Here is a 23,332-nt window from a genome sequence, read left to right as displayed (position 1 = left end):
ATTCTATTTATTGTAGCATTTTTTTCGCTTTTTGACAAAAGTAAGAGGAGTCAAAGGGCTCCTCACGATTCTTCAAAATAACTGATACTCTTCGAAAATCAAATTCAAACCACGTCAGCTTCGCCTTGCCGTACTCAAGTACTGCCTACGGCTAGCTTCCTAGTTTGCTCTTTAATTTTCATTGAGTATAAGTAAATTTCTATCTTGATTTTCAGATAAAAATCTTTCCTTCTGCGGCCTCTTCTTACGCTTGAGAAGGGCTTCCGCTGACATGGCTTCTTCCTTACTGGCAAAACCTTGAGCATAGATAAGTTTGACTGGCAAGCGTGATCGTGTATATTTGGCTCCCTTCCCACTATTGTGGACAGCGAGGCGTTTTCCCACGTCAGTCGTATAGCCTGTATAGTAGGAACCATCACGGCACTCCAGCACATACATATAAGCCTTATGATCCATAATAAATCTCTTCAAGTTCCGGCGTATAGGAACCGTCATCATTGTGAACAATGAGAGGTGGCAAGACCTTAAAACCATTAGTAGAACCATCCTTAATAGCCTCAATCAAGAGCATATTGGCTTCCTTTTCCTTTTTCGGATAGACAAATTGCAGTCGCTTAGGTGCTAGATTATGCCGTTGTAACATGTCCAAAATATCCAAGAGTCGATCAGGACGATGAACCATGGCCAAACGCCCATTAGACTTGAGAATACTTTGGGCACTACGACAGATTTCTTCCAAATTAGTTGTGATTTCATGGCGTGCCAAGAGATAGTGTTCACTCTCGTTCAAGTTAGAATGAGGATCCACCTTAAAATAGGGCGGATTACACAAAATCATATCCACCTTACTTCCCTGAATGTAAGCAGGCATATTTTTCAAATCATCACAGATGACCTGCATCTGCTCTTCCAAACCATTCAAACGGACAGAGCGTTCAGCCATATCTGCCAAACGCTCCTGAATCTCAACAGCCAAAATCTGTGCCTGGGTACGAGTGCTAGCAAATAGCCCCACTGCTCCATTCCCAGCACAGAAATCCACAATTAAGCCCTTCTTAGGAAAACGTGGAAAACGTGACAAGAGAACACTATCCACCGAATAGCTAAAAACCTCTCTATTTTGAATGATTTTGATATCTGTCGAAAAGAGCTGGTTAATGCGCTCCCCTGATTTTAATAATTGTTCTTCTTCCATGGTCCTATTATAACAAATTCATATTAACATTACAAAAGATAGAGTTTTCTAACTAGCGCTTCTGATTCTTCAAATATTGAAGGGCTTCTTTGGTCCAAATTGGCATCATTCGTTTGAGAGGGGCAAAACCATAGTTAAAGCGGTCGCTTGAAAAGCGTCTCCGTCTAGGAAACTGGTGCTTTTCTTCCTCCAAGGTGCGGATAGAAAGGCTAGCTTTCCCTGTAAATTCATCTAAATCCACCACCTGAACCAGAACCTCTTCATCGACTTTCAAGGCTTCTTGGATATTTTCAATAAAGCCTGTCCGAATCTCCGAAATGTGAATCAGCCCCGTATCACCCGTCTCTAGCTCAACAAAGGCACCGTAGGGCTGAATCCCTGTAATACGCCCCTTTAGCTTATCACCGATTTTCATCTTAGTCCTCAATTTCAATTGTTTCAATCACGACATCTTCAACTGGCTTGTCCATAGCTCCCGTCTCAACAGCAGCAATGGCATCCAAAACAGCATAAGAATCTTCATCAGCTAGCTGACCAAATACAGTGTGACGACGGTCTAGGTGAGGTGTCCCACCTTGCTCTGCATAGATTTCTGCGATCGGTTCTGGCCAACCACCACGAGCAATCTCCTTTTTAGAATAAGGCAGGTGTTGATTTTGCACGATAAAGAACTGGCTGCCGTTGGTATTTGGCCCAGCATTAGCCATGGAAAGGGCACCACGGATATTGTAAAGTTCTTCAGAGAATTCATCCTCAAATGATTCACCGTAGATTGACTCGCCACCCATACCAGTTCCAGTTGGGTCTCCACCTTGGATCATAAAGTCCTTGATAATACGGTGGAAAATGACACCATCATAATAGCCATCTTTAGAAAGAGCTACAAAGTTAGCCACTGTTTTAGGAGCATGTTCAGGGAAGAGCTTGATACGCAAGTCTCCGTGATTGGTCTTAATAGTCGCCAACGGACCTTCTACTGTTTCAATGTCTACTTGTGGGAAATGCAATTCTTTTTCTACCATACCAAATCTTTCTAAGGCATTAAAAATACCATCTTCTTCTAACGTTTTTGTAATATAATCTGCTTTTTCTTTGATGTTATCATGGGAAATTCCCATGGCAACGCTGATTCCAGCATAATCAAAGAGTTCCAAGTCATTCAGCCCATCTCCAAAAACCATGACGTTCTCTGGTTTCAAGCCAAGGTGTTCCACAACCTTTTCCACCCCCGTCGCTTTGGAGCCTGAAATCGGCACGATATCAGACGAATGTTGATGCCAACGAACCATGCGAAGTTTATCAGAGAGACTGTCAGGCAAGTGCAAGTCATCTCCTTTATCTTCAAAAGTCCACATCTGATAGATGTCTTCTTTCTCATGGAAATCGGGATCCACATCTAAGTCAGGGTAAATTGGATTGATAGCTTCACTAATCATATCGGTGCGAGTCGATAACCTGGCATCATGACTCCCAACCAAGCCATACTCAATTCCTTCTTGCTTAGCCCAAGAGATATACTCCTCAACATCTGACTTCTCGATCTGATGTCGGTAAATAACCTGACCTTTTTTATCTTCGATGTAGGCCCCATTTAAGGTTACAAAAAAGTCAGGATTGAGTTCACGAATCTCTGGCACAACACCAAAAATCCCTCGTCCAGAAGCAATACCTGTCAAGATTCCTTTCTCACGTAGTTGCTTAAAGACAGTTGGGATTGAATCTGGAATAAAACCCGTCTTTGAATTCCGCAATGTATCATCAATATCAAAAAAGACAATCTTGATCTTCTTTGCCTTATATCTTAATTTGGCATCCATCTCACTACCTCTTTCAATCTAACTCTTTCCATTATACCATAAAGTAGCTAAATCCCCTATTTTCAAAGAGTTTCCAGTTTTATTGTAAGTCCTTGGATAAGTATAAAACTAAATCATCATCATTTTGACAACTTGCACCCATTTCTAGCGGTTTATTTCTATACCAGACACCTGTCCCATCTGGAATATAGCCTCGTTTGATATACATTCTCTGGGCAGGACCATATCCCAAGTGCAAACCTACACCTAGACATACTGTACCAGAAAAACGCTTAACTCGTTGTTCTGCTTCTTCTAAGAGCCTATTTCCTATACCTTTATTTCTAAATGGTTCAAACACATTGAAATCTGAAATCTCTGGACAGGTTGACGCAAAAGGCCCATCTTTAGCCAAAGGTAAAATCGTAATATAACCCGCCACTACTCCATTCATAGTCGCTACCAAGATTTCTCTACCACCCCTTGCTTGCTCACAAAAATAGTTAGCTAAGATTTCTTCTCTATCAGGCCAACCTTGATTCATAAATCCATGAGATAAGGATTCAATATCAGACTTAATCATATTTCTAATCGTACAATCCATCTTTGTCTTACCCACCTTTACTCTTTCTATCACCATTATAGCACGCCAAGATCAGAAAAAAACTATCTCGTGAAAAAAAGACCCGTCAGGGTCTGAAAAAGAGGTCCACTGGACCCCAACTCGCTCTCTCATTTCAAAGCTCGTGAAAAAAAGACCCGTCAGGGTCTTTTCTTTAATCTTCGTTTACGAAAGGCATCAAAGCCATTACGCGAGCGCGTTTGATAGCTGTTGTTACTTTACGTTGGTTTTTAGCTGAAGTTCCTGTTACACGACGAGGAAGGATTTTCCCACGTTCTGAAACGAAACGGCTAAGAAGCTCAGTATCTTTGTAATCAACATATTCAATTTTGTTTGCTGCGATGTAATCAACTTTTTTACGGCGTTTGAATCCGCCACGACGTTGTTGAGCCATGTTTTTTCTCCTTTATAATTTTAGTTGTCCATTAGAATGGTAAATCATCATCTGAAATATCCAAAGGATTTGTTGCTCCAAATGGATTTTCATCACGTGAAAAGTCTGGTACTGAATTTGTAGGCGCTGAATAGTTTGAACTTGGTGCAGAATAAGCTCCACCTGTGTGACCCTCACGCACACTACGGCTTTCCAACATTTGGAAATTCTCAGCCACGACCTCTGTCACGTATACACGTTGTCCTTGCTGGTTATCGTAACTACGAGTCTGGATACGACCTGTCACCCCGATAAGTGAGCCTTTTTTAGCCCAGTTAGCAAGGTTTTCAGCCTGTTGGCGCCACATAACGACATTGATAAAATCAGCCTCACGTTCACCATTTTGACTCTTAAATGTACGGTTTACTGCAAGAGTAAAAGTCGCAACTGCTACATTTGATGGGGTATAACGCAACTCAGCGTCACGTGTCATACGCCCTACAAGTACAACATTGTTAATCATAGTTTACCTTCTTAAGCGTCAGTTTTGACGATCATGTGACGAAGAATGTCAGCGTTGATTTTTGAAAGACGGTCAAACTCTTTAAGAGCTACGTCGTCGTTTGCTTCAACGTTAACGATGTGGTAAAGTCCTTCACGGAAATCTTTGATTTCGTATGCAAGACGACGTTTTTCCCAAGATTTTGATTCAACAACAGTTGCACCGTTGTCAGTCAAAATAGAGTCAAAACGTGCTACCAAAGCGTTTTTAGCTTCTTCTTCAATGTTTGGACGAATAATATAAAGAATTTCGTATTTAGCCATTGATATGTTCCTCCTTTTGGTCTAATGACCCCAAGACTTTACAAGGGGTAAGTGAGGTTCGCTCACAATAAACTATTATACTAGAAAACATTTTTTTACGCAAGTAAAAACACTTAAATAAAAAAAGAAGATGACGAATCATCTTCTCAAAAACTATGAGTTTTTAGTCCTCTTTTTTCTTGCGAGCAAGAAGTCCAAATCCACTTAGGGCTCCAAGAAGTCCAAGCGCTGCGAGGCTAGCGTTAGCTTCTGTACCCGTGTTAGGCAATTCTTTTTGACCATCAACATATTTAGGGGTTTCTGGTTTATCAGCAACATCAGTCGCTACTGTTTCATTAGCTGGACTTGTTGGTTGCACAGGAATTGCTGGTTGGGTTGGATTTGTTGGCTGTTCCGGTTGCACTGGGGCTACTGGTTGTTCAGGAGTCTCTGGTGTTGTTGGAACTGATTGTGGTGTTGCTACTTTCTTATAATGGTGTACAAGATTTCCATTAAGGTCTTTCGTAGTTGTTACGTATTCGTAACCTGAAATTCCTTTTGGAGCTTGTGCTCCTTTTTCACTTGGTGCGATATCTTTACCATTTTCGTCTACATAGTAAGTCACAACTTGTTCAGGTTGCGGTTGTGGTTGCGGAGTATAACCACCCTGATCTACATTTGGAGTTACATTTGGAATGTAATTAATTGGTGTATCATCACCTGGATTTGTTGGGATATCTGGACTGATGTATCCTTTTGTTGGATCTGCTGGATCTACTGGTTTAAGCGGTTGTCCATTTCCATCAACAGGTGTATGACCTGGTACGTATGGAAGAACTGGTTTGTCGTTACCTGGTTTGGTTGGATCTGTTGGATCGTTTGGATACTTGATTGGGTCTGTTGGTTGACCTGGGATATTTGGCACCCATGAACCAAGTGGTTTGTAAACATAAGTTACTGTTGTACCGTTTTCTCCAATCTTGCCTTTAGCTTCACCTTCTACACGTTCCAATACGTATCCAGTAATAACTTTTCCCCTTGTAGCGTACTCATCACCTACTTTACCTTCTGTAGTTTCTGAAGGTAGAAGCTCTTTACCGTTTTCATCTACATATTTAACTACTAGGTTAGCTTTGTTTGCTACGTAGTTGATTGGTGTATCTTCACCTGGATTAGTTGGAACATTTGGTACTTCGTATCCTTTTGATGGATCTTTTGGATCTACTGGTTTAAGTGGTTGTCCGTTTCCATCAACAGGTGTGTGACCTGGTACGTATGGAAGAACTGGTTTATCACTTCCTGGTTTTGTTGGATCTACTGGATCATTTGGATACTTGATTGGGTTAGTTGGTTGACCTGGAATGTTTGGAATCCATGAACCAAGCGGTTTGTAAACATAAGTTACTGTTGTACCGTTTTCTCCAATCTTACCTTTAGCTTCACCTTCTACACGTTCCAATACGTATCCAGTAATAACTTTTCCACTTGTAGCGTACTCATCACCTACTTTACCTTCTGTAGTTTCTGAAGGTAGAAGCTCTTTACCGTTTTCATCTACATATTTAACTACTAAGTTCGCATTGTTCGCTACGTAATTGATTGGTGTATCTTCACCTGGATTAGTTGGAACATTTGGTACTTCGTATCCTTTTGATGGATCTTTTGGATCTACTGGTTTAAGTGGTTGTCCGTTTCCATCAACAGGTGTGTGACCTGGTACGTATGGAAGAACTGGTTTATCACTTCCTGGTTTTGTTGGATCTGCTGGATCATTTGGATACTTGATTGGGTTAGTTGGTTGTCCTGGAATGTTTGGAATCCATGAACCAAGTGGTTTGTAGGTTACTACTTCTTTAGTATCTTTTGAATCCGCAGTTACTTTTGTAGTTGGTACTGTTACTTTATCAGCTAAGTATCCTTTAACTACTGGTGATTTAACTTCTGCTAAGTCTTGTGCTGGTGTCCAGTCTCCATAAGTCACTTCACCTGTTACCAAGTTAACCTTAGCTTCACGAGTGAACTTAGCCTCTTGAGTAACAACTTTTGGAGTTCCGTCTTCATTTAACACTGGAGTTCCATCCTCGTACACATATGTGATTGTACGTATGACTGTTTTGTTTAGATCTTTTTCTTCCAAGCCAGCTGGGTATTTAGGTCCATCTGGATTGTTTGGATCTACTGGAGTTCCTGGTGTTTTCGGTTGATCTGGTGTTACTGTAACTTCTTTAGCTTTAAGTGTTACTTTGAACTCTTGATCTGTATCTTTATCTTTATCGAACTTACCACCTTCTGGGTATGTATTAGATACTAATTCATATCCTTTGTTTTCAAGTTCTTTGATCTTAGCTTTAACTTCATCTTCTTTTGTTAATGGTGCATCTGAATCACCTTCTTCAGTAATTTCAGCTACTCCTGGAATTGGGTTTCCTTTTTCATCTACGAAAGTAGTCTTAGCTTTTTGCGTATCTTTTACGTAGTTGATTGGTGTGTCTTGACTTGGATCTGTTGGAAGATCTGGTACGATATATCCTTTTGTTGGATCTGTTGGATCTACTGGTTTAAGTGGATTTCCATCTTTATCCTTCGGTGTGAATCCTGGTACATATGGTAACACTTCTGTTGGTTTACCTGGTTGTGTTGGATCATCTGGATTATTTGGATATTTGATTGGGTTTGTTGGTTGTCCTGGGATATTTGGTACCCATGAACCAAGTGGTTTGTATGTTACTACTTCCGTAATATCTTTTGAATCTCCAGTTACATTTACTACTGGAACACTTGCTTTATCAGCTAAGAAACCTGTTACTACTGGTGATTTCACTTCAGGTAAGTCTTTAGCTTCTGACCAGTCTCCGTATGTAACCTCACCTGTAACCAAGTTGACTTTAGCTTCACGTGTGAATTTAGCTTCTTGTGTTACTGTTTTTGGTGTTCCATCTTCATTTAACACTGGAGTTCCATCTTCGTACACATAAGTGATTGTACGTGTAACAGTTTTGTTTAGATCTTTTTCTTCTAATCCAGCTGGGTATTTAGGTCCGTCTGGATTGTTTGGATCTACTGGAGTTCCTGGTGTTTTTGGTTGATCTGGTGTTACTGTAACTTCTTTAGCTTTAAGTGTTACTTTGAACTCTTGATCAGTGTCTTTATCTTTATCGAACTTACCACCTTCTGGGTATGTATTAGATACTAATTCATATCCTTTGTTTTCAAGTTCTGCGATTTTAGCTTTAACATCAGCTTCTTTTGTTAATGGAGTTTCTGATCCACCTTGTTCAGTAATTTCAGCTACTCCTGGAATTGCATTTCCTTTTTCGTCTACAAATGTTGTTTTCGCTTTTTGGATTGCTGTATATTTAACAACATATTCGTAATCTTCATCTGTAGCTGTTGTTGCTTGTACCGGGACTTTTTCAACACTTGCGATGTAACCTTCTTTTTGAGGTACTGCAAGTTCTGGAAGGTCAGTGCTTTGACCATTAGTACCATTCCAATCAATGTAGATTGGTTTATCGTTAGTGTCGACTACTGCTTTCCCGTCTGCAGTTAATTTTACTTTACCTGTGTAACTTACAGTTTGTTTTTGTGATGGGAATACCTCAGTACCTGCTAGGTCTGCAACATTTTCTGCATATACAAATTTAATTGTACGGTTTACTTCTTCTACTTTTGTTTTCTTAACGTATGAATAAATTACATTGTTTACATAAGCGTTAGGGTTCAAACCTGTAGCCGTAATCTCATCTGGAGTCATAATATCACGAACACGTTTATCACTAACATTAATTGTTCCTGCTGGCCCTTTTGGTGGTATATCCGCTAGAATATAATCTGTTTCATTAACCGTCTTAATGGTATCCGGTAGTTGATTAGTAACATCGTATTTTTTACCTAGGATATTCTTGGTTTCATAAGTTCCATCTTCTTTAAGACTCGCATCACCTTTGTATTCAGTTGGTGTATAACCAATGATTTTTCCAGTTTCTAAATCTGTCAGTGTTAATGTAACAGCACCTGTTTCAACAGCTGTCGAACCTGCTGGTGAAGCATTAACTTCCCATCCATTATTAACCTTTGTAGTTATATCTTCTTTTTCACCTTCAAGTGGTGTACCACCTGTTACTGTAAGAGTTCCTGCAGTTTTATCGTTACCAACAGAACTTCCTTTAGTTACACGACCTAAGTCATCATACTTAAGTTTTGAGAACTCATCTGTAAATGTTCTATTCGTAATTTCTCTCTTGACTCCAAGTTTCGCTAAATCTACAGAAACTGTAGAACCTTCTTGAATAGCACCATCTACAACTTCAAATTCTACTTCTGTAGGTGATTTTACAGTCGCTTTTAAGGTAAAGTTAGTATCACGACCATCTTGAAGGATCCAGACATTATTTTCATTAGGTTTTGCATTTGCAAAACGATCTGAAGGTCTGTATGTTACGCTGTCATCTTTATTAGTATTTGATACGGTATTTTTACTTCCTTCAATTTCCTTAAAGTAGTTAAATTCAGTATTAGGTAATTTTACAGTGAATTTTGACCCTTTTCCGTATCTTACATCTGTATCTGTGTTTAATGTTAATGTATCATTTTGTTTGACAAGTTTTGCACCCTCATATGTTAAACCACTATTAGGCGTTAACGACACTCCTGTTGATTGTTTCTGAGAACTTGGTTTAGTTGCCTTATTAGTATAAGTATGCTCAATAACTTTTTGACCATCAACCGATATTGAAGCAACGTAGTCTGTATCTTTAGAAATTTGTGGCGCTTGATATGCGTTCCCTGTTAAATACTCGACATTATATGTAGTTAAAGCATAATCTTTCGCTTTATCATTCCATTTAATAGTGTATGTAACAGTACCTACTTCGTTTGCAATAGGAGGTTGTTCTTTTAGACGTTCTTCATATGTCATACCAGCTTTCATACGTTGTGCCCAATATGGACTTGTAGTACCTTTATTACCAGTGGAATTGCTTTGGGCAGCCTCAGTTACTTCTCCTATTACTGTTCCATCTGTTGCTGTAATCTTTGTTCCTTTTTTAAATGAACCTCCAAACGCTGCTAAGTTTTTAAGTTCAATCGTTGTTGTATCTCCAGCTTGAGCTTTAGATGTGTCAAATGCTACTTGTATCCCCCAAGATAATGGTTTTGTATTTTCAGGGTTCATAGTAATATATGCATTTTGAACGTTTACTACTGCTTTACCTTCACGAACAACTCCTTTACCAGTGATTGTTTGTGATTTACCATCTGTCGCTCCCAACACAGCTTCTACTTTACCTGCATGACCTGCACGTTTCATTTCAGCATAGACTGCTTCGATTGCGGCAGAAAGACGATTCACTTGAGCTACCATTTGGTCTTTAGAAGCATCAGATGAAAGTAAACCTTTAGATGCTACTGCTTCAAGCTTCACTGCAGCAACTGCAGCTGACAATTTTTGTTTAGCTTCAACATCTTTCACTTCTTTATCTGAGAAATTTGAGGCTACTGTTGCCATTACATCAGCTTCTGAAGTCAATTGAGTAAGAACTGTCTTCACATCATCTTGTGTTTTTTCTGTTTCAACTTTTTCAGATGTTTCTTTGTCAGTTTTTTCTTTATCTGCTTCTTTTTTGTCAGCTTGCTCTTTATCAGATTTTTCTTTTACATCTGTTTCTAATTTTTTATCAGTTTTATCTGCAGTCGTTTCAGTAACTTCTTTTTCTTCCACTGGTGTTGCTGCAGGTTTAGCATCTTCTTTAGCTTCAGGTTTTTCTTCCGCTTTTACATCATCAATCTTTAATTCTGGAAGTTCTTCAACAACAGGTGTTGACAAAGTCGAACCCGAAAGATTTTTATCTGAATTTGATAGTTCAGAAGTAGCCGGTTTTACTGAAGGTGTAGTCTCATCAGCTCGTACTCCATTAGCACCTAAAACAAGTGCCGTTCCCAATAGAACACTTGCGGCACCAAAGCTATACTTACGAATAGAAAAGCGCTGGGCTCTTCTACCATGGTATTTTTCCATTCTTGAATACATGGTTTCTCCTTTTTATCTCAATCTAAAAGTCTAAAATTACATATAAATCTATATGTTTGTTTTATAAAATCAACTATATTATTCTATCATAAATAAAATTAACTCGTCAATAAATATGTCTCGTTTATATTCGATTTATTTATATTATTTCTGTGTCCTAGGTACAAAAAATTAATATTATCAGCTCTTTCTGAATACACTTGAATATATATATATATTGCATAAAAATGCACAAAAGAAGTCAGTAAAGCATCATCTCAAAAATGAATCTATACTATTTCTTCGATTTTAACATCAAAAAAAAGAAGATGACGAATCATCTTCTCAAAAACTATAAGTTTTTAGTCTTCTTTTTTCTTGCGTGCCACAAGACCAAATCCACTCAATACTCCAAGAAGTCCAAGTGCTGCTAGGCTAGCATGATCTTCTGTACCAGTGTTAGGCAATTCTTTTTGACCTTCAACATATTTAGGTGTTGCTGGTTTAGCAGTTGTATCAGTTGCTACTGTTGCATCTGCTTGAGCTGGTGCCGCTGGTTGAGTTTGATTTGGTGTTGCTGGTTGTCCTGGTTCTGCTGGAGCTGTTGGAGCTGCAGGTTGTTCAGGAGCAGTTGGTCCAGCAGGTTGTGGCGTTGCCACTTTCTTGTAGTGGTGTACAAGATTTCCATTTGGATCTTTTGTAGTTGTTTGGTATTCATATCCAGAAATAGCCTTAGGAGCTTGTGCGCCGTTTTCGCTTGGAGAAATAGTTTTACCATTTTCATCTACATAGTAAGTCACAACTTGATCAGGCTGAACTGGTGCCGGAATAAGATCTGTAGACTCTTTAGGTGTAACTTTTACAGGAACTTCTAGTTCAACCACTTCTCCAGTTGGTAATTTCACCTTCACTTTAACAGCTGTTTTATCTCCAGGTGTTTCAGTTGTTGGGATTTCTCCAACTTCAATAATTTCCCATCCAGATTCTTTAGGAATATCAACGTGTTTCTTAACATCATCTGGTGTAATTGTTGTTCCTTGAGGTACAACAATTGGTGTTGTAGTTGGAGTTGCAATAACTGGTACTTGTACTTTGATTGTTTTACCGTTTGGTAATTTAACTGTAACGGTTGCTGATGGTCTTACACCTGCAGGGAATGTTTCAGGAAGTTCTGGTTCCCCAACGATTTCCCATCCAGTTACTCCTGGGATTTCGATGTGTTTTTCTACATCTTTTTTAGTTAATTTAGTTCTTTCTGGAACGATAATTGGTGTAACTTTTGGTTCTACCACATTAACTACTACAGGAACTCGTACAATTTCTTTACCATCTTTATCCTTAACGATGACTACAGCCTCTTTTTTACCTGGTTTAGAAGTGTCTACTGGTGTATCGTATTCGAATGTAGCTCCGTCTGGGTAATTTCCTGGTGTAATGTTATCTTTTGGATCTGGTTTGTCACCTTTTGGTACAAGTTGTTCTTTACCTTCTACTACTGTTACTGGTACTTTAACTGTTGTTTTGTACTCTTTACCACCTACAGTATAAATCACTGGTATTTCTACTTCTCCAGCTTTTCCTGGTTCTGAAGTTTTTGGTACTGTAACATTTGTTAAATCAACTTTAACAGTTGCTCCTTCAGGAAGTTTTTTCTTGAATTCTTCGTTGTTGATTGCATTTTCTGCATCTTTACCAACTTTATCTTTTAATTCTTTCTCTGAAAGATCTTTTGGTACAACAACTTCTCCAGCTTTTGGTTTTGGTAATACTGTTACTGGTACTTTAACGTTTTCTTTGAATTTACCATTTTCATAAGTTACTGGTACTTCTACTTCAACGTCTTTATCCCCTGCTTTTCCTACTGTAGATGGAACTTTTGTAGGGTCTCCTACTTTTCCACCTTCACCTGGTGTAATACCTTTCTTAATATCTTCAGAATTTGGTGTGTCACCTTCAAACACTACTACTGCTGGCGGAGTTGAAGACACAACATTTACTGGTACTTCAATCACTTTAGTGATTTTGTTTCCATCTTTATCTTTGTATTCAACTGTTACAGTTGCTGGTGTTTGTTCACCTGTTTTATCTGTTCCAGGAGTTGTATTAACATCTGTTACAGTAACAGTTACACCGTCTGGAAGACCATTAAGTTTTTTAGCTGCTTCTTGAGCTTTTTCTTTAACAACTTTTGCTAATTCAGTCTTATCAGCGTCTTTTGGTACTGTTACACCTTCTGGTTTAACTTTTGGTAATACTGTTACAGGTACTGTTACTTCTTCGTCTCCACCATCTTTATAAGTTACTTTAGTAGTAACTTTAACATCTGGAGAACCTACTTTACCTTCAGTTGTTGGAATATCTTTGTTGATGTCTTCATCAGTTACAGGTGTTGTAGTTCCATCTGTATCCGGTGTGATTGCTTTGTTTACATCATCAGCTTTTGGTTTGTCACCTTCTACAACGTATACAGGTTTAACATCTGAACCTTTAACATTTACTGTTACTGGGATTGTAGTTGTGTAGTCTTTTCCATCAACTGTGTAGGTTACTGGTACATTAACAGTTCCTGTGTTTGTACCTTTTTCAGCTGTTATTTTAGCTAATACATCTTCAGTTACATCACCAACAGTTACTTTCGCGCCATTTGGTAATTTAGATTTGAAATCTGCTGCTTCAACTGCTTCTTTAGCTTTATCTTTTGCTAATTCTTTCAGTTTGTCTGGAGTAGTATTCTTAACTACTGTTACATCAGATTTTGCTACTGGTAATACGGTTACTGGTACTTTAACTGTTTCAGTTACTTTTCCATTGTCGTAAGTTACTGGTACATCAACTGCTACATCTGTTTTTCCAGCTTTTCCAGCTGTTTCAGGTAATTTTGTTGGTTCTCCAACTTTTCCACCTTCACCTGGTGTCACTGAATCTTTGTCTAATTTTGGTGTTTCACCTTCAAACACTACTACTGGTTTTGGTGTTGAACTTACTACTTTAACTGGTACATTAATTGTATCTTCACCAACTACATTACCTTTATCATCTTTATATAACACTTTTACAGGAACTGTATCTTTATCCCCATTTGAGTCTGTTTTTGGTAATGTGTAAGAAGTTTCTCTCTCATCTAATGAAGCAGTGATTCCATCTGGTAAGTTTGTTAATTTACTTACAGCTTCAGTTGCTTTTTCTTTTACAGCATTTGTTAAAGCAGTATCATCAGTATCTTTAACTACTGTTACACCTGTTGGTGTTGCTTTTGGTAATACTTTCACTGGAACATCTACCGTTTCATCACCAGTTGGATATTTAACAGTTGCTTTAACAGTTAAATCAGTTGCTCCAACTTTAACTTTATCTGTAGGAACATCTTTATTGATGTCAGCTTCAGTTACAGGAGTAACATTTCCACCTTTATCAGGTGTAATTGCTTCATTAACATCTGCTGGTTTTGGTTGATTTCCTTCCACTACGTATACAGGTTTCACTTCTGAACCTTTTACGTTAACTGTTACTGGAATTTCTGAAGTATAAGTTGTTCCGTCTGGAGATGTAAATGTTACTGGAACTTTTACAACTACAGGCTCACCTTTTTTATTTGCTATATCAGCAGGTAATTCTGGAATTTCTCCTACTGTAACAGTGTATCCTTCTGGCACTTTTGCTGGGAAGTCTGGAGTTTTAATTAACTCTTCTGCTTTAGCTTTTAAAGTATCCTTAACTTTATCTGGAGTAGCTCCTTTAGGTACGTCAACTTCACCTTCTGTTCTAGGAAGAACTGTAACTGGTACTGTTACATCTTCTGTAACTTCAGTTCCATCTACATTGTGAGTAACTGTTGTTGGAATCTTTAATCCTGACTCTCCAGCTTTTCCGTTCGTTTTAAAGATATCACTTGATTTTGGTTCATTAGCTGTACCTTTTTTGCCATCAATCTCACTTGGCTCAACTTTTTCTTTAACGCTAGCTGGTGTAATTTCATCGCCTTCAAATACTACAATAGGTTTTGTCTTAGATTCAACAACGTTTACTTCAATGTCAACAGTTGTTTCAAATGTTTTACCATCTACTGTATAAGTTACAGGTACTTTAACAACCCCACGACCATCTTCTGCTACTTTTGTAATTGCGATTTTATCTTTATTAACAAAAGTTGAACCATTAGAATCACCTAATGTAGCTGTACCAGTAACGTCTGTTAATAATTTTGTGAATTCTGGAGATTTAATAGCTTCTTGTGCTTTTGCATAAGCGATTGCTTTTAATTGTTCATCATTCGTGTTAATTGGTACTGTAATAACTGAGTTAGTTTGTAAACTATTAATAAAGATTACTTTACCATATTTGTGGTCAGGATTATCTGAATCAGCCAAACCATTACGGTTAAATTCATTTTCGTAAGGCGGTTTTGTTCCATGTGCAGTATATGAGTACAGTCTGTTTCCTTCTGCATCTGTATCTCCAAATCCACTCTTAACTGTAACTTTAAAGTCAGCTGGCCCTACGAAGTTATCTGCAGCTGTAAATGGAATACTTGTTGTACGAGAGTTTTTCTCTGCAGCAGCCATACGATTTCCTGCTGGTACGTTATACGTTAATTTTCCACCTTTTGAGTTATCACTTGGATCGTTAGGAACCCATTTGATCGTATTTGCCCAAACATTTCCTAACCAGTTTGATCCACCATTAGCATTATAGATTTTATCTTCTAATACTACACCTTTAGGAACTTCTACCGTTACTTCAACATTAGATGCAGCATAATAGTCAATATTCATTCCACCAGTGTTTTTAATATCGATATCAAGGTTACCTTTTTGACCTTTTTCATAAATAGTGTCTTTTGTATAACCATATTCACCAGTTTTACCTTCTGAACGAATATTTGTTACTACTTCAGCAGCTGGTGCAGTTGCGATACCAATACCACCGATTAAGTAACCATCTTTAATATTGATGTTGTTATCATTAATTAAACTATTTGTTCCTTGACTTCCTGCTTCAATTAACACTTTAATTTTTGTAGTTTCCGCTGGAATATCATAAATACGGTCTAGGTGGTTCCATCCATTAGCAGCTAAAGCCGCTTGTTCAGTTGGTAAAGGACCATCTTTACCTTCAACTGGTTTGATTTCTTTACCAGTGAATGCATCTACGATTGTTAATTTAACTCTTTCACCTGCTGATGTTGATGTTGAACCACCATATGCAGCACTATGAATTAAGTTAACATTTAGACGAGAATTTCCGTTCACATCAAATTCTTTAGAAAGAGTTGTTCCTTTGCTTCCTAATTCAAGATAGTAATCACGGTTTTTAACTTCACCAAACGCATTTGTTCTCATTACATCAATTGTTGGTGTTACTGAAGGAACAGCACCACTACCATTGACATAACTATTTTCACCTGATGTTTGGTATTTTTTCAATTCTCCATCGTTTGAATAGATTTTTGATTTAGGAACTTCACGAGTACTTGGTTGTCCATCTTTATCTGTAACATTTGTTACATCAAGTGGTTTAACCGCATTAACTTTTTCACCTTTTTCAATTTTCCAACCATTTAACACACCAGCTTCTGCATCAGCTTTTGTGATAGTTTTTTCTTGCCAGTTATATGTTGCACTACCGATTGGGTCTTTTGCGCCTGGAACATTGTTTACTTTATTAGTAATGTCACGTCCACTTTCATATTGAGTAGCAATTGTTTCTGATTTTTTATCTGCATCAGTAAATGTTACTTTGTCTCCGAAACCTTCTTTTAAGCTTTCGAATACACCGTTTTTAGGGTTGTTACCGTAACCAGCATGGTTTTCACTTGTTGGGGCGCCTAATTCAGTTTTTCCGTTTAAGTATAGCGCTAATAAGTCACGTTCAGATTTGACAGCTTCTGCTTGTTGGCTCATCGCTTGAGCTGATGTTGCATCCGCAGCATTTGCAGTTGTAATAACATTTTCTGCTTTTTGTTTAATACCTTTTAAAACATCAATTTTAAATTGATCTTTTTTATTCGCAGGTAGCGCTTCTTCTTTTGCTATTTGAGCTTGAATTTTATCAATATTTGCTTGCAACTCTGGAATAGCAGCATCTCTAATACCCTTGTATTTAGCTGCTTCTTCTGCCGAGTTAGCTGCAGTTGTATCTACTGTTCTAAATCCACTTTCACCTTGACCAGGAATCGCTTGACCATTACGTGGATCTTGGTTTTTGTTTTCTTTTTCTTCTTTCTTTTCTGCAGTTGCTTTTGGCATACTTTCAACAACGAAAGCTTTTCCGTTTACTGCTGATGTAGCTTTTGCTACTTCTTCTTTTGTTGCTGCGTTATTTGCAGCTACAGCTTTTGCATTTGCTAATTCTGCTTTTGCAGACTCAATAGCTGAAGCTGTTTTTTCAGTTGATGCTGCTTTTTCTAAAGCCGCTTCTAAACGAGCAATAGCTGCTTCCAACTTGCTTGTATCAGCCTTTGCAGCTGGTGCTTCTGCAACTTTTGGTGTTTCTGCTGGTGCTACCTCAGGAGCTGGTGTTGCTGTAGCTTGGGCTGCTGGTTGCTCAGCTGTTTGTGCTTCCACAGTTGGCGTAGCAGTGTATGTTGAAGCTTGAGGCTTGCTTGAATCTGCTTGATTTCCAGCATCAGGGTTAACCTGTTCGCTAGTCACTGTAGGTGATGCACCTTGCTCGTGAGCCTGAACAGTCGCTGCCCCACCAAACATCATGTAAGCTGCTACAGCTACTGATGCTGCACCAAAACTGTACTTACGGATTGAAAAGCGTTGGACTTTTTGTCCATTGTATTTATCCATTCTTGAATACATATGATCTCCTTTTTAAAATAAATGTTAATTGCGGAATTACGCCCAAGTATTTCAATAACGCCCCCATTCTCAGCTAAATTTACACATTAAAGTAGCTACACTTAGGTACTTAATCCCTACCCTACATTATAACATTATTTCAATTAGAATGTCTACATTTATATACAAAATATGTAAATTTCTATATATATATATATATATATATTAATCTGTATTTTAGGTGACTTCATGACAAAAAATAAAAGGCCAATATGACCTTTTACTTTGATTTTTTATTTACGGTTTAATACGGTGCAACATACGTGGGAATGGAATAGCTTCACGGATGTGTTTTGTTCCTGCTGCAAAAGTTACCATACGTTCGATACCGATACCAAATCCTCCATGTGGAACTGTACCGTATTTACGAAGATCAAGGTAAAATTCATACTCTGTACGATCCATGCCAAGTTCATCCATCTTAGCAACAAGGGCATCATAGTCTTCCTCACGCATAGACCCACCGATGATTTCTCCATAGCCTTCTGGAGCAAGCAAGTCTGCACAAAGCACGCGCTCTGGATTTCCAGGAACTGGTTTCATGTAGAAGGCCTTAATGGCTGCTGGATAGTTCATGACAAATGTTGGCACACCAAAGTGGTTTGAAATCCACGTTTCGTGTGGTGAACCAAAGTCATCTCCATGCTCAAGATGCTCGTAATCAGCGTCCTCATCATTTTCATGCTCTTGCAAGAGGTCAATAGCTTGATCATAAGTGATACGTTTGAATGGCTCTGCAATGTAGCGTTTCAAGAGCTCTATATCACGTTCCAAGGTTTCCAAAGCTTGAGGCGCACGGTCAAGAACACCTTGAAGAAGAGCTTTTACATAAGCTTCTTGCAAGTCAAGTGACTCATCGTGTGTCAAGTATGAGTACTCTGCGTCCATCATCCAGAACTCAGTCAAGTGACGGCGCGTTTTTGATTTTTCAGCACGGAATACTGGACCAAAGTCAAAGACACGACCAAGAGCCATAGCACCTGCTTCTAGGTAAAGCTGACCTGATTGGCTCAAGTAGGCTGGCGTTCCGAAGTAGTCAGTTTCAAAGAGTTCTGTTGAGTCTTCCGCAGCATTTCCTGAAAGAATTGGGCTGTCAAATTTCATAAAGCCGTTCTTGTCAAAGAACTCATAAGTTGCATAGATAATAGCGTTACGGATTTGCATCACCGCTACTTGTTTACGAGAACGGAGCCACAAGTGACGGTTGTCCATCAAGAAGTCTGTTCCGTGTTCTTTTGGTGTGATTGGGTAGTCTTGAGATTCACCGATCACTTCGATGTCTGTAATGTCCAATTCATAGCCAAACTTAGAACGTTCGTCTTCTTTGACAATTCCTGTCACATAAACAGAAGTTTCTTGGCTCAAGCGTTTAATGACATCAAACTTCTCAAGTCCCACTTCTTCACCAAATTTTTCGACAAAGTTTGGTTTAAAGGCTACACCTTGGAAGAAGGCTGTTCCATCACGCAATTGCAAGAAGGCGATTTTCCCTTTTCCTGATTTGTTGGCAACCCAAGCGCCAATCGTCACTTCCTGACCAACATAGTCTTTTACATCAATAATCGTTACACGTTTTGTCATTATTTTTCCTTTTCTTTTATTTTTCCATAAATTCTTTCAAGCGTTTAACTGCTTCTTTAAGCGTGTCTAGGTCTGTCGCATAGCTGAGGCGCACATTTTCTGGCGCTCCGAAGCCTGCTCCTGTTACCAAGGCTACTTCAGCTTCTTCTAGGATAGCCGTTGTAAATTCTGTCACATCCGTATAGCCTTTCATCTCCATGGCCTTTTTGACATTCGGGAAGAGATAGAAGGCTCCTTGTGGCTTAACGACTTCAAAACCAGGGACCTCAGCAAGAAGGGGATAGATGGTATTGAGACGTTCTTCAAAAGCCTGACGCATGCTTTCTACAGTATCTTGCTCGCCTGATAGAGCTTCAACTGCTGCATACTGGGCTACTGCTGAAGGGTTGGAGGTTGTTTGACCTGCAATCTTGGACATTGCAGCGATAATGTCTGCTTCTCCGACGGCATAGCCAATCCGCCAACCAGTCATGGCATAGGTTTTAGATACACCATTGATGACTACCGTTTGCTTGCGAATCGCTTCCGATAGGCTAGAAATCGGTGTAAACTCATGACCATTATAGACCAAGCGCCCATAGATATCATCTGCTAGGATGAGAATATCCTTTTCTACAGCCCAGTTTCCGATTTCCAAGAGTTCTTCACGAGTATAAATCATACCTGTCGGATTGGATGGCGAATTCAGCACCAAAACCTTGGTCTTGTCTGTACAAGCTGCTTCTAACTGCTCTACAGTTACCTTAAAGTGATTGTCTTCCTTAGCAGGAACAAAGACTGGCACACCCTCTGCCATCTTAACCTGATCTCCATAGCTGACCCAGTATGGGGTTGGGATGATAACTTCATCACCTGGATTGACCACAGCCATAAAGAAGGTATAGAGAGAATACTTAGCTCCAGCAGCGACTGTCACTTGATTTGGCGCTACAGAATAGCCGTAAAAGCGCTCAAAGTAGGTATTGACCGCAGCCTTGAGTTCTGGCAGACCTGAGGTCACTGTATAAAAAGAAGCTCGCCCATCTTGAATCGATGCAATGGCGGCATCTTGGATATTTTTTGGAGTAGTGAAATCTGGCTCACCTAAGGTTAGAGACAAAATATCTCTTCCCTCGGCCTTCAGTGCTTTGGCACGGGCTCCAGCAGCCAAGGTCACACTTTCTTCCATTTCTAAAACACGGTTGGATAGTTTCATAGGCCCTCCTTATTGACCAATGCTCCTGTTTCAAAATCTACTAGATAAAAATCAGAGCCTGACTTAACTTCCCAGATTGGTTTGTCTTGATAACGGCCAAAGGTAATCTTGTCAATCTCACCAGCGCCTTTTTCCTTAGAAACAGCTTCTGCTTTTTCTTGTGAAACACCCTGATTTAGCTGATAAACGTAAATCTTATGGTCATCTTTTCCAATCAGGACAGCAAGTGATTCTTGCTGTTTATTTCGACCAAGAACGCTGTAATAGGATTCCAAGCCATTGTATAAATCAACCTGATCAGCCTGCTCTAATCCTGCATACTGCTGAGCTAATTTTTCTCCTTCACTTTTAGCTGTTTGGTAGGGTTTCATACCCAGAAACACCAGATACAGAAAGGAAGCACTGATAACCACAAACAAAATCGTCATCCCTAGACCATACTGCCACAGTAGATTATTTTTTGCTTTGTTTTGTCTTTTTTTCACTCGTCTATTTTACCATCTATTGGGCTTTATTACAAGTGAATGCAAGAACAATCGCATTTTATTTCTTCCTTCAAAGTAAACCAATTTTTCTTAGTTAAAACCGAGCAAAAAAATGAAAGACAGCTCCAAAATCATCCTATTAAAAAACCTGAGCTTGGCACTCAAGTTTTCGTAATTTTTTTGATTTATGGAATCACTTTATCATCCATTCTTTTAGCCATTTTTCCTAAAAAGATAGTCAATAGAAGGCTAATCAAGACTAAAAAGAATCCTAGATAAAGAAATGTTACTACAAAGCCTAAATTATCAATCAACCACCCTGTCAGTGGGAAGAACACAATCATACTTAGGCTAAACATCATAGAGTAGACACTCAGCATGGTTGCCCTTACTTCACTTGGAAGGCGCTCTTGCAAATCATTGTCAAAAATCGGCTGAAAAAGAGCATATAAAGCATTACTAATCAAATAAATCAAAATATAGATTAGAGGTGTTCCAAAGTAGGACAGCAGGTAGGTAACTCCAGTCAGTAGGACGAGGATTGGGAAAAGCTTCAAGGCGGCATATCTCTTTCCAATCTTACTCGCTAGATAAACTGCAACGATATTCAAGAGACTACCAAGTAGCATAACTGCTGAAATTTGCCAACTACTTAAATCTGGTAACTGATTTTGATAGTAAAAATAAAACATGCACATGAGTGTACCAACAATCTGAGACAAAATCATCCAGTTAAACAGCATAGGATTTCGCTTCAACTCTTCCTTAACAGTCCAAATAATCTGTCTCATGGTCACACTATCAGCTTTTTCTAGCTTAACACTGGGCTCTTTCAGCATCCAAATCAGGAAAAGAACTATGATAGAAGTGGCAATCATGATATAGTAGGTCAGGTGTAATTGACCATGGACAAAAAATCCTGCCAAAACTGTCCCCAAAGACCGAGTTCCTTCGGCTACTCCTGACATAAAGCTTGAAATGGATAGATAGCGCTCCTTCAGTCCAGCCTCTACAGTAGAGTCATAGACCATTGCTGCGCTTGTGCCTGAATCAAAATTATAAGACAAGGCACTTATCGCCATAGCTAGCGCATAAATCCAAAAATTTCCCTGCCCAGCCAACATAAGAATAGAAGACACAATCCCTGCTATACGACTTAAATAAAGGTTGGTCTTATAGGAATAGCGGTCAGCTAACATACCAGATGGAATTTCACAGAGAAGACTGGTAGTATGAAAAATACTCTCCAGAAGTCCAATCTGCCAAAGAGACATACCATTTTGACTAAGAAAGAGAATCCAAAAACTGGTAATCCCTAAAAAAGCAAAAAACTCAACTCCGGCCATCAGGCCAATATTTTTCCGATAATTTCTTATTAACATCTTTTCTCCTTAACAAGTGTATTCGTATTTCTTTAGTCTGTCACTTGTTAATCTGTGCCTTACATGATCTCCACCCCTTTTAGAAGCATTCTTGAAATGCCATTATTGTTTGTTTAATTTTTCATGAAATGATACCGGAAAATAGCTGTTCTGCGGTTTCTATTGCTAGTTTTCTTGTTTATTTTAGCACTTATGTCATCATATTACAAGAGAATGTTAGAATACTCTTCGAAAACCAAATGCAAACCATAATCCAAAATAAACAGTTCTTACTTTTCCAGTCGCCAGTGACTATAGTTTCAGCAATTTTATAATTTTCAAATGAGCTCTGAGCAAATTTCTTGCAAGTTGTTTTGGATTGTTGTAATATATTTCATAACAACAAGAGATTTCTCGGAAATTTAAGAAAAAGGAGACATATCATGTCTAAAAAAGTATTATTTATCGTCGGATCACTACGCCAAGGTTCTTTCAACCACCAAATGGCCCTCGAAGCTGAGAAAGTACTTGCTGGTAAAGCAGAAGTTAGCTACCTCGATTATTCAGCCCTTCCTCTCTTCAGCCAAGATTTGGAAGTTCCAACACATCCAGCTGTAGCTGCTGCTCGTGAAGCAGTTCTCGCTGCAGATGCTATCTGGATCTTCTCTCCAGTCTACAACTTCTCTATCCCTGGTACAGTGAAAAACTTGCTTGACTGGCTATCTCGTGCCCTTGACTTGTCTGATACACGTGGCGCTTCTGCCCTTCAAGACAAGTTCGTCACAGTATCATCTGTAGCCAATGCAGGTCACAATCAACTTTTCGCTATCTACAAGGACCTCTTGCCATTTATCCGTACACAAGTCGTTGGTGATTTCACTGCTGCACGTGTTAATGACTCTGCTTGGGCAGACGGAAAATTGGTTCTCGAAGAATCAGTCCTAAATTCACTTGAAAAACAAGCTCAAGACTTGGTCACAGCGATTCAGTAAAAAATAGAGAATTTTAAGAAGTCTTTAATATCAAAATGAGCAACTTTTAATTTAAAGTTGCTCATTTTTTTGCTAT

Annotated in this window: 15 protein-coding genes; 1 reads left to right on the top strand and 14 read right to left on the bottom strand. The window is 38.8% G+C overall.

All coding sequences use genetic code 11. The features are described from left to right. Positions 1-171: 171 nt before the first annotated feature. From ABKJ27_RS02660 to ABKJ27_RS02595, 14 genes are all read right to left on the bottom strand, one after another. Positions 172-456: a GIY-YIG nuclease family protein gene (locus tag ABKJ27_RS02660; protein WP_410011980.1), complete on the bottom strand. Its 285-nt coding sequence runs from the start codon at positions 454-456 to the stop codon at positions 172-174. Then, on the bottom strand, positions 446-1,195 hold the full coding sequence (locus ABKJ27_RS02655; RefSeq protein ID WP_410011979.1) for a tRNA1(Val) (adenine(37)-N6)-methyltransferase: 750 nt from the start codon (positions 1,193-1,195) through the stop codon (positions 446-448). Before ABKJ27_RS02655 ends, ABKJ27_RS02660 begins: the two co-directional genes overlap by 11 nt. 52 nt (positions 1,196-1,247) lie before the next feature. Beyond that, positions 1,248-1,610 carry a S1 RNA-binding domain-containing protein gene (locus tag ABKJ27_RS02650; RefSeq protein WP_153226010.1) on the bottom strand — a complete coding sequence of 121 codons (363 nt, stop codon included), beginning with the start codon at positions 1,608-1,610 and terminating at the stop codon, positions 1,248-1,250. Between the two features lies 1 nt (position 1,611). After that, the gene (locus ABKJ27_RS02645) at positions 1,612-3,012 is read right to left on the bottom strand and encodes a bifunctional Cof-type HAD-IIB family hydrolase/peptidylprolyl isomerase (protein WP_410011978.1); all 1,401 of its coding nucleotides are present in this window, start codon (positions 3,010-3,012) and stop codon (positions 1,612-1,614) included. 79 nt (positions 3,013-3,091) lie between these two features. Then, the gene (locus tag ABKJ27_RS02640; RefSeq protein ID WP_410011977.1) at positions 3,092-3,595 is read right to left on the bottom strand and encodes a GNAT family N-acetyltransferase; all 504 of its coding nucleotides are present in this window, start codon (positions 3,593-3,595) and stop codon (positions 3,092-3,094) included. Positions 3,596-3,767: 172 nt separating this feature from the next. Continuing rightward, positions 3,768-4,007: a 30S ribosomal protein S18 gene (rpsR, locus tag ABKJ27_RS02635; RefSeq protein ID WP_000068664.1), complete on the bottom strand. Its 240-nt coding sequence runs from the start codon at positions 4,005-4,007 to the stop codon at positions 3,768-3,770. A 31-nt stretch (positions 4,008-4,038) separates the two neighbouring features. Next, on the bottom strand, positions 4,039-4,509 hold the full coding sequence (gene ssbA, locus ABKJ27_RS02630) for a single-stranded DNA-binding protein SsbA (protein ID WP_000609602.1): 471 nt from the start codon (positions 4,507-4,509) through the stop codon (positions 4,039-4,041). A gap of 11 nt (positions 4,510-4,520) precedes the next feature. Continuing rightward, the gene (rpsF, locus tag ABKJ27_RS02625) at positions 4,521-4,811 is read right to left on the bottom strand and encodes a 30S ribosomal protein S6 (protein ID WP_001151780.1); all 291 of its coding nucleotides are present in this window, start codon (positions 4,809-4,811) and stop codon (positions 4,521-4,523) included. Between the two features lie 163 nt (positions 4,812-4,974). Continuing rightward, positions 4,975-10,818, bottom strand: a complete 5,844-nt coding sequence (locus tag ABKJ27_RS02620) for a mucin-binding protein (protein ID WP_410011976.1) — start codon at positions 10,816-10,818, stop codon at positions 4,975-4,977. A gap of 341 nt (positions 10,819-11,159) precedes the next feature. Further along, positions 11,160-17,603 carry a YSIRK-type signal peptide-containing protein gene (locus ABKJ27_RS02615; RefSeq protein ID WP_410011975.1) on the bottom strand — a complete coding sequence of 2,148 codons (6,444 nt, stop codon included), beginning with the start codon at positions 17,601-17,603 and terminating at the stop codon, positions 11,160-11,162. A gap of 276 nt (positions 17,604-17,879) precedes the next feature. Continuing rightward, positions 17,880-19,223 carry an asparagine--tRNA ligase gene (gene asnS / locus ABKJ27_RS02610; protein ID WP_050890136.1) on the bottom strand — a complete coding sequence of 448 codons (1,344 nt, stop codon included), beginning with the start codon at positions 19,221-19,223 and terminating at the stop codon, positions 17,880-17,882. A gap of 16 nt (positions 19,224-19,239) precedes the next feature. Then, positions 19,240-20,418, bottom strand: coding sequence for a pyridoxal phosphate-dependent aminotransferase (locus ABKJ27_RS02605; protein WP_386683374.1), 1,179 nt, complete (start codon positions 20,416-20,418; stop codon positions 19,240-19,242). Next, on the bottom strand, positions 20,415-20,903 hold the full coding sequence (locus tag ABKJ27_RS02600; protein ID WP_410011974.1) for a DUF5590 domain-containing protein: 489 nt from the start codon (positions 20,901-20,903) through the stop codon (positions 20,415-20,417). The genes ABKJ27_RS02605 and ABKJ27_RS02600 overlap by 4 nt, the downstream gene beginning before the upstream one ends. 185 nt (positions 20,904-21,088) lie before the next feature. Continuing rightward, entirely contained in the window at positions 21,089-22,285 is a 1,197-nt protein-coding gene (locus tag ABKJ27_RS02595; protein ID WP_386683368.1) for an MFS transporter, read from the bottom strand. 422 nt (positions 22,286-22,707) lie between these two features. On the opposite strand from ABKJ27_RS02595, the gene ABKJ27_RS02590 reads away from it, so the two are divergent. After that, a complete protein-coding gene (locus tag ABKJ27_RS02590; RefSeq protein ID WP_410011973.1) occupies positions 22,708-23,256 on the top strand; it encodes an NAD(P)H-dependent oxidoreductase in 549 nt (182 codons plus the stop codon). Positions 23,257-23,332 lie beyond the last annotated feature (76 nt).

It is taken from the genome of Streptococcus sp. KHUD_011, assembly GCF_046352925.1.
Taxonomy (GTDB): domain Bacteria; phylum Bacillota; class Bacilli; order Lactobacillales; family Streptococcaceae; genus Streptococcus.
This window is presented reverse-complemented; position numbering and strand designations above follow the sequence as displayed.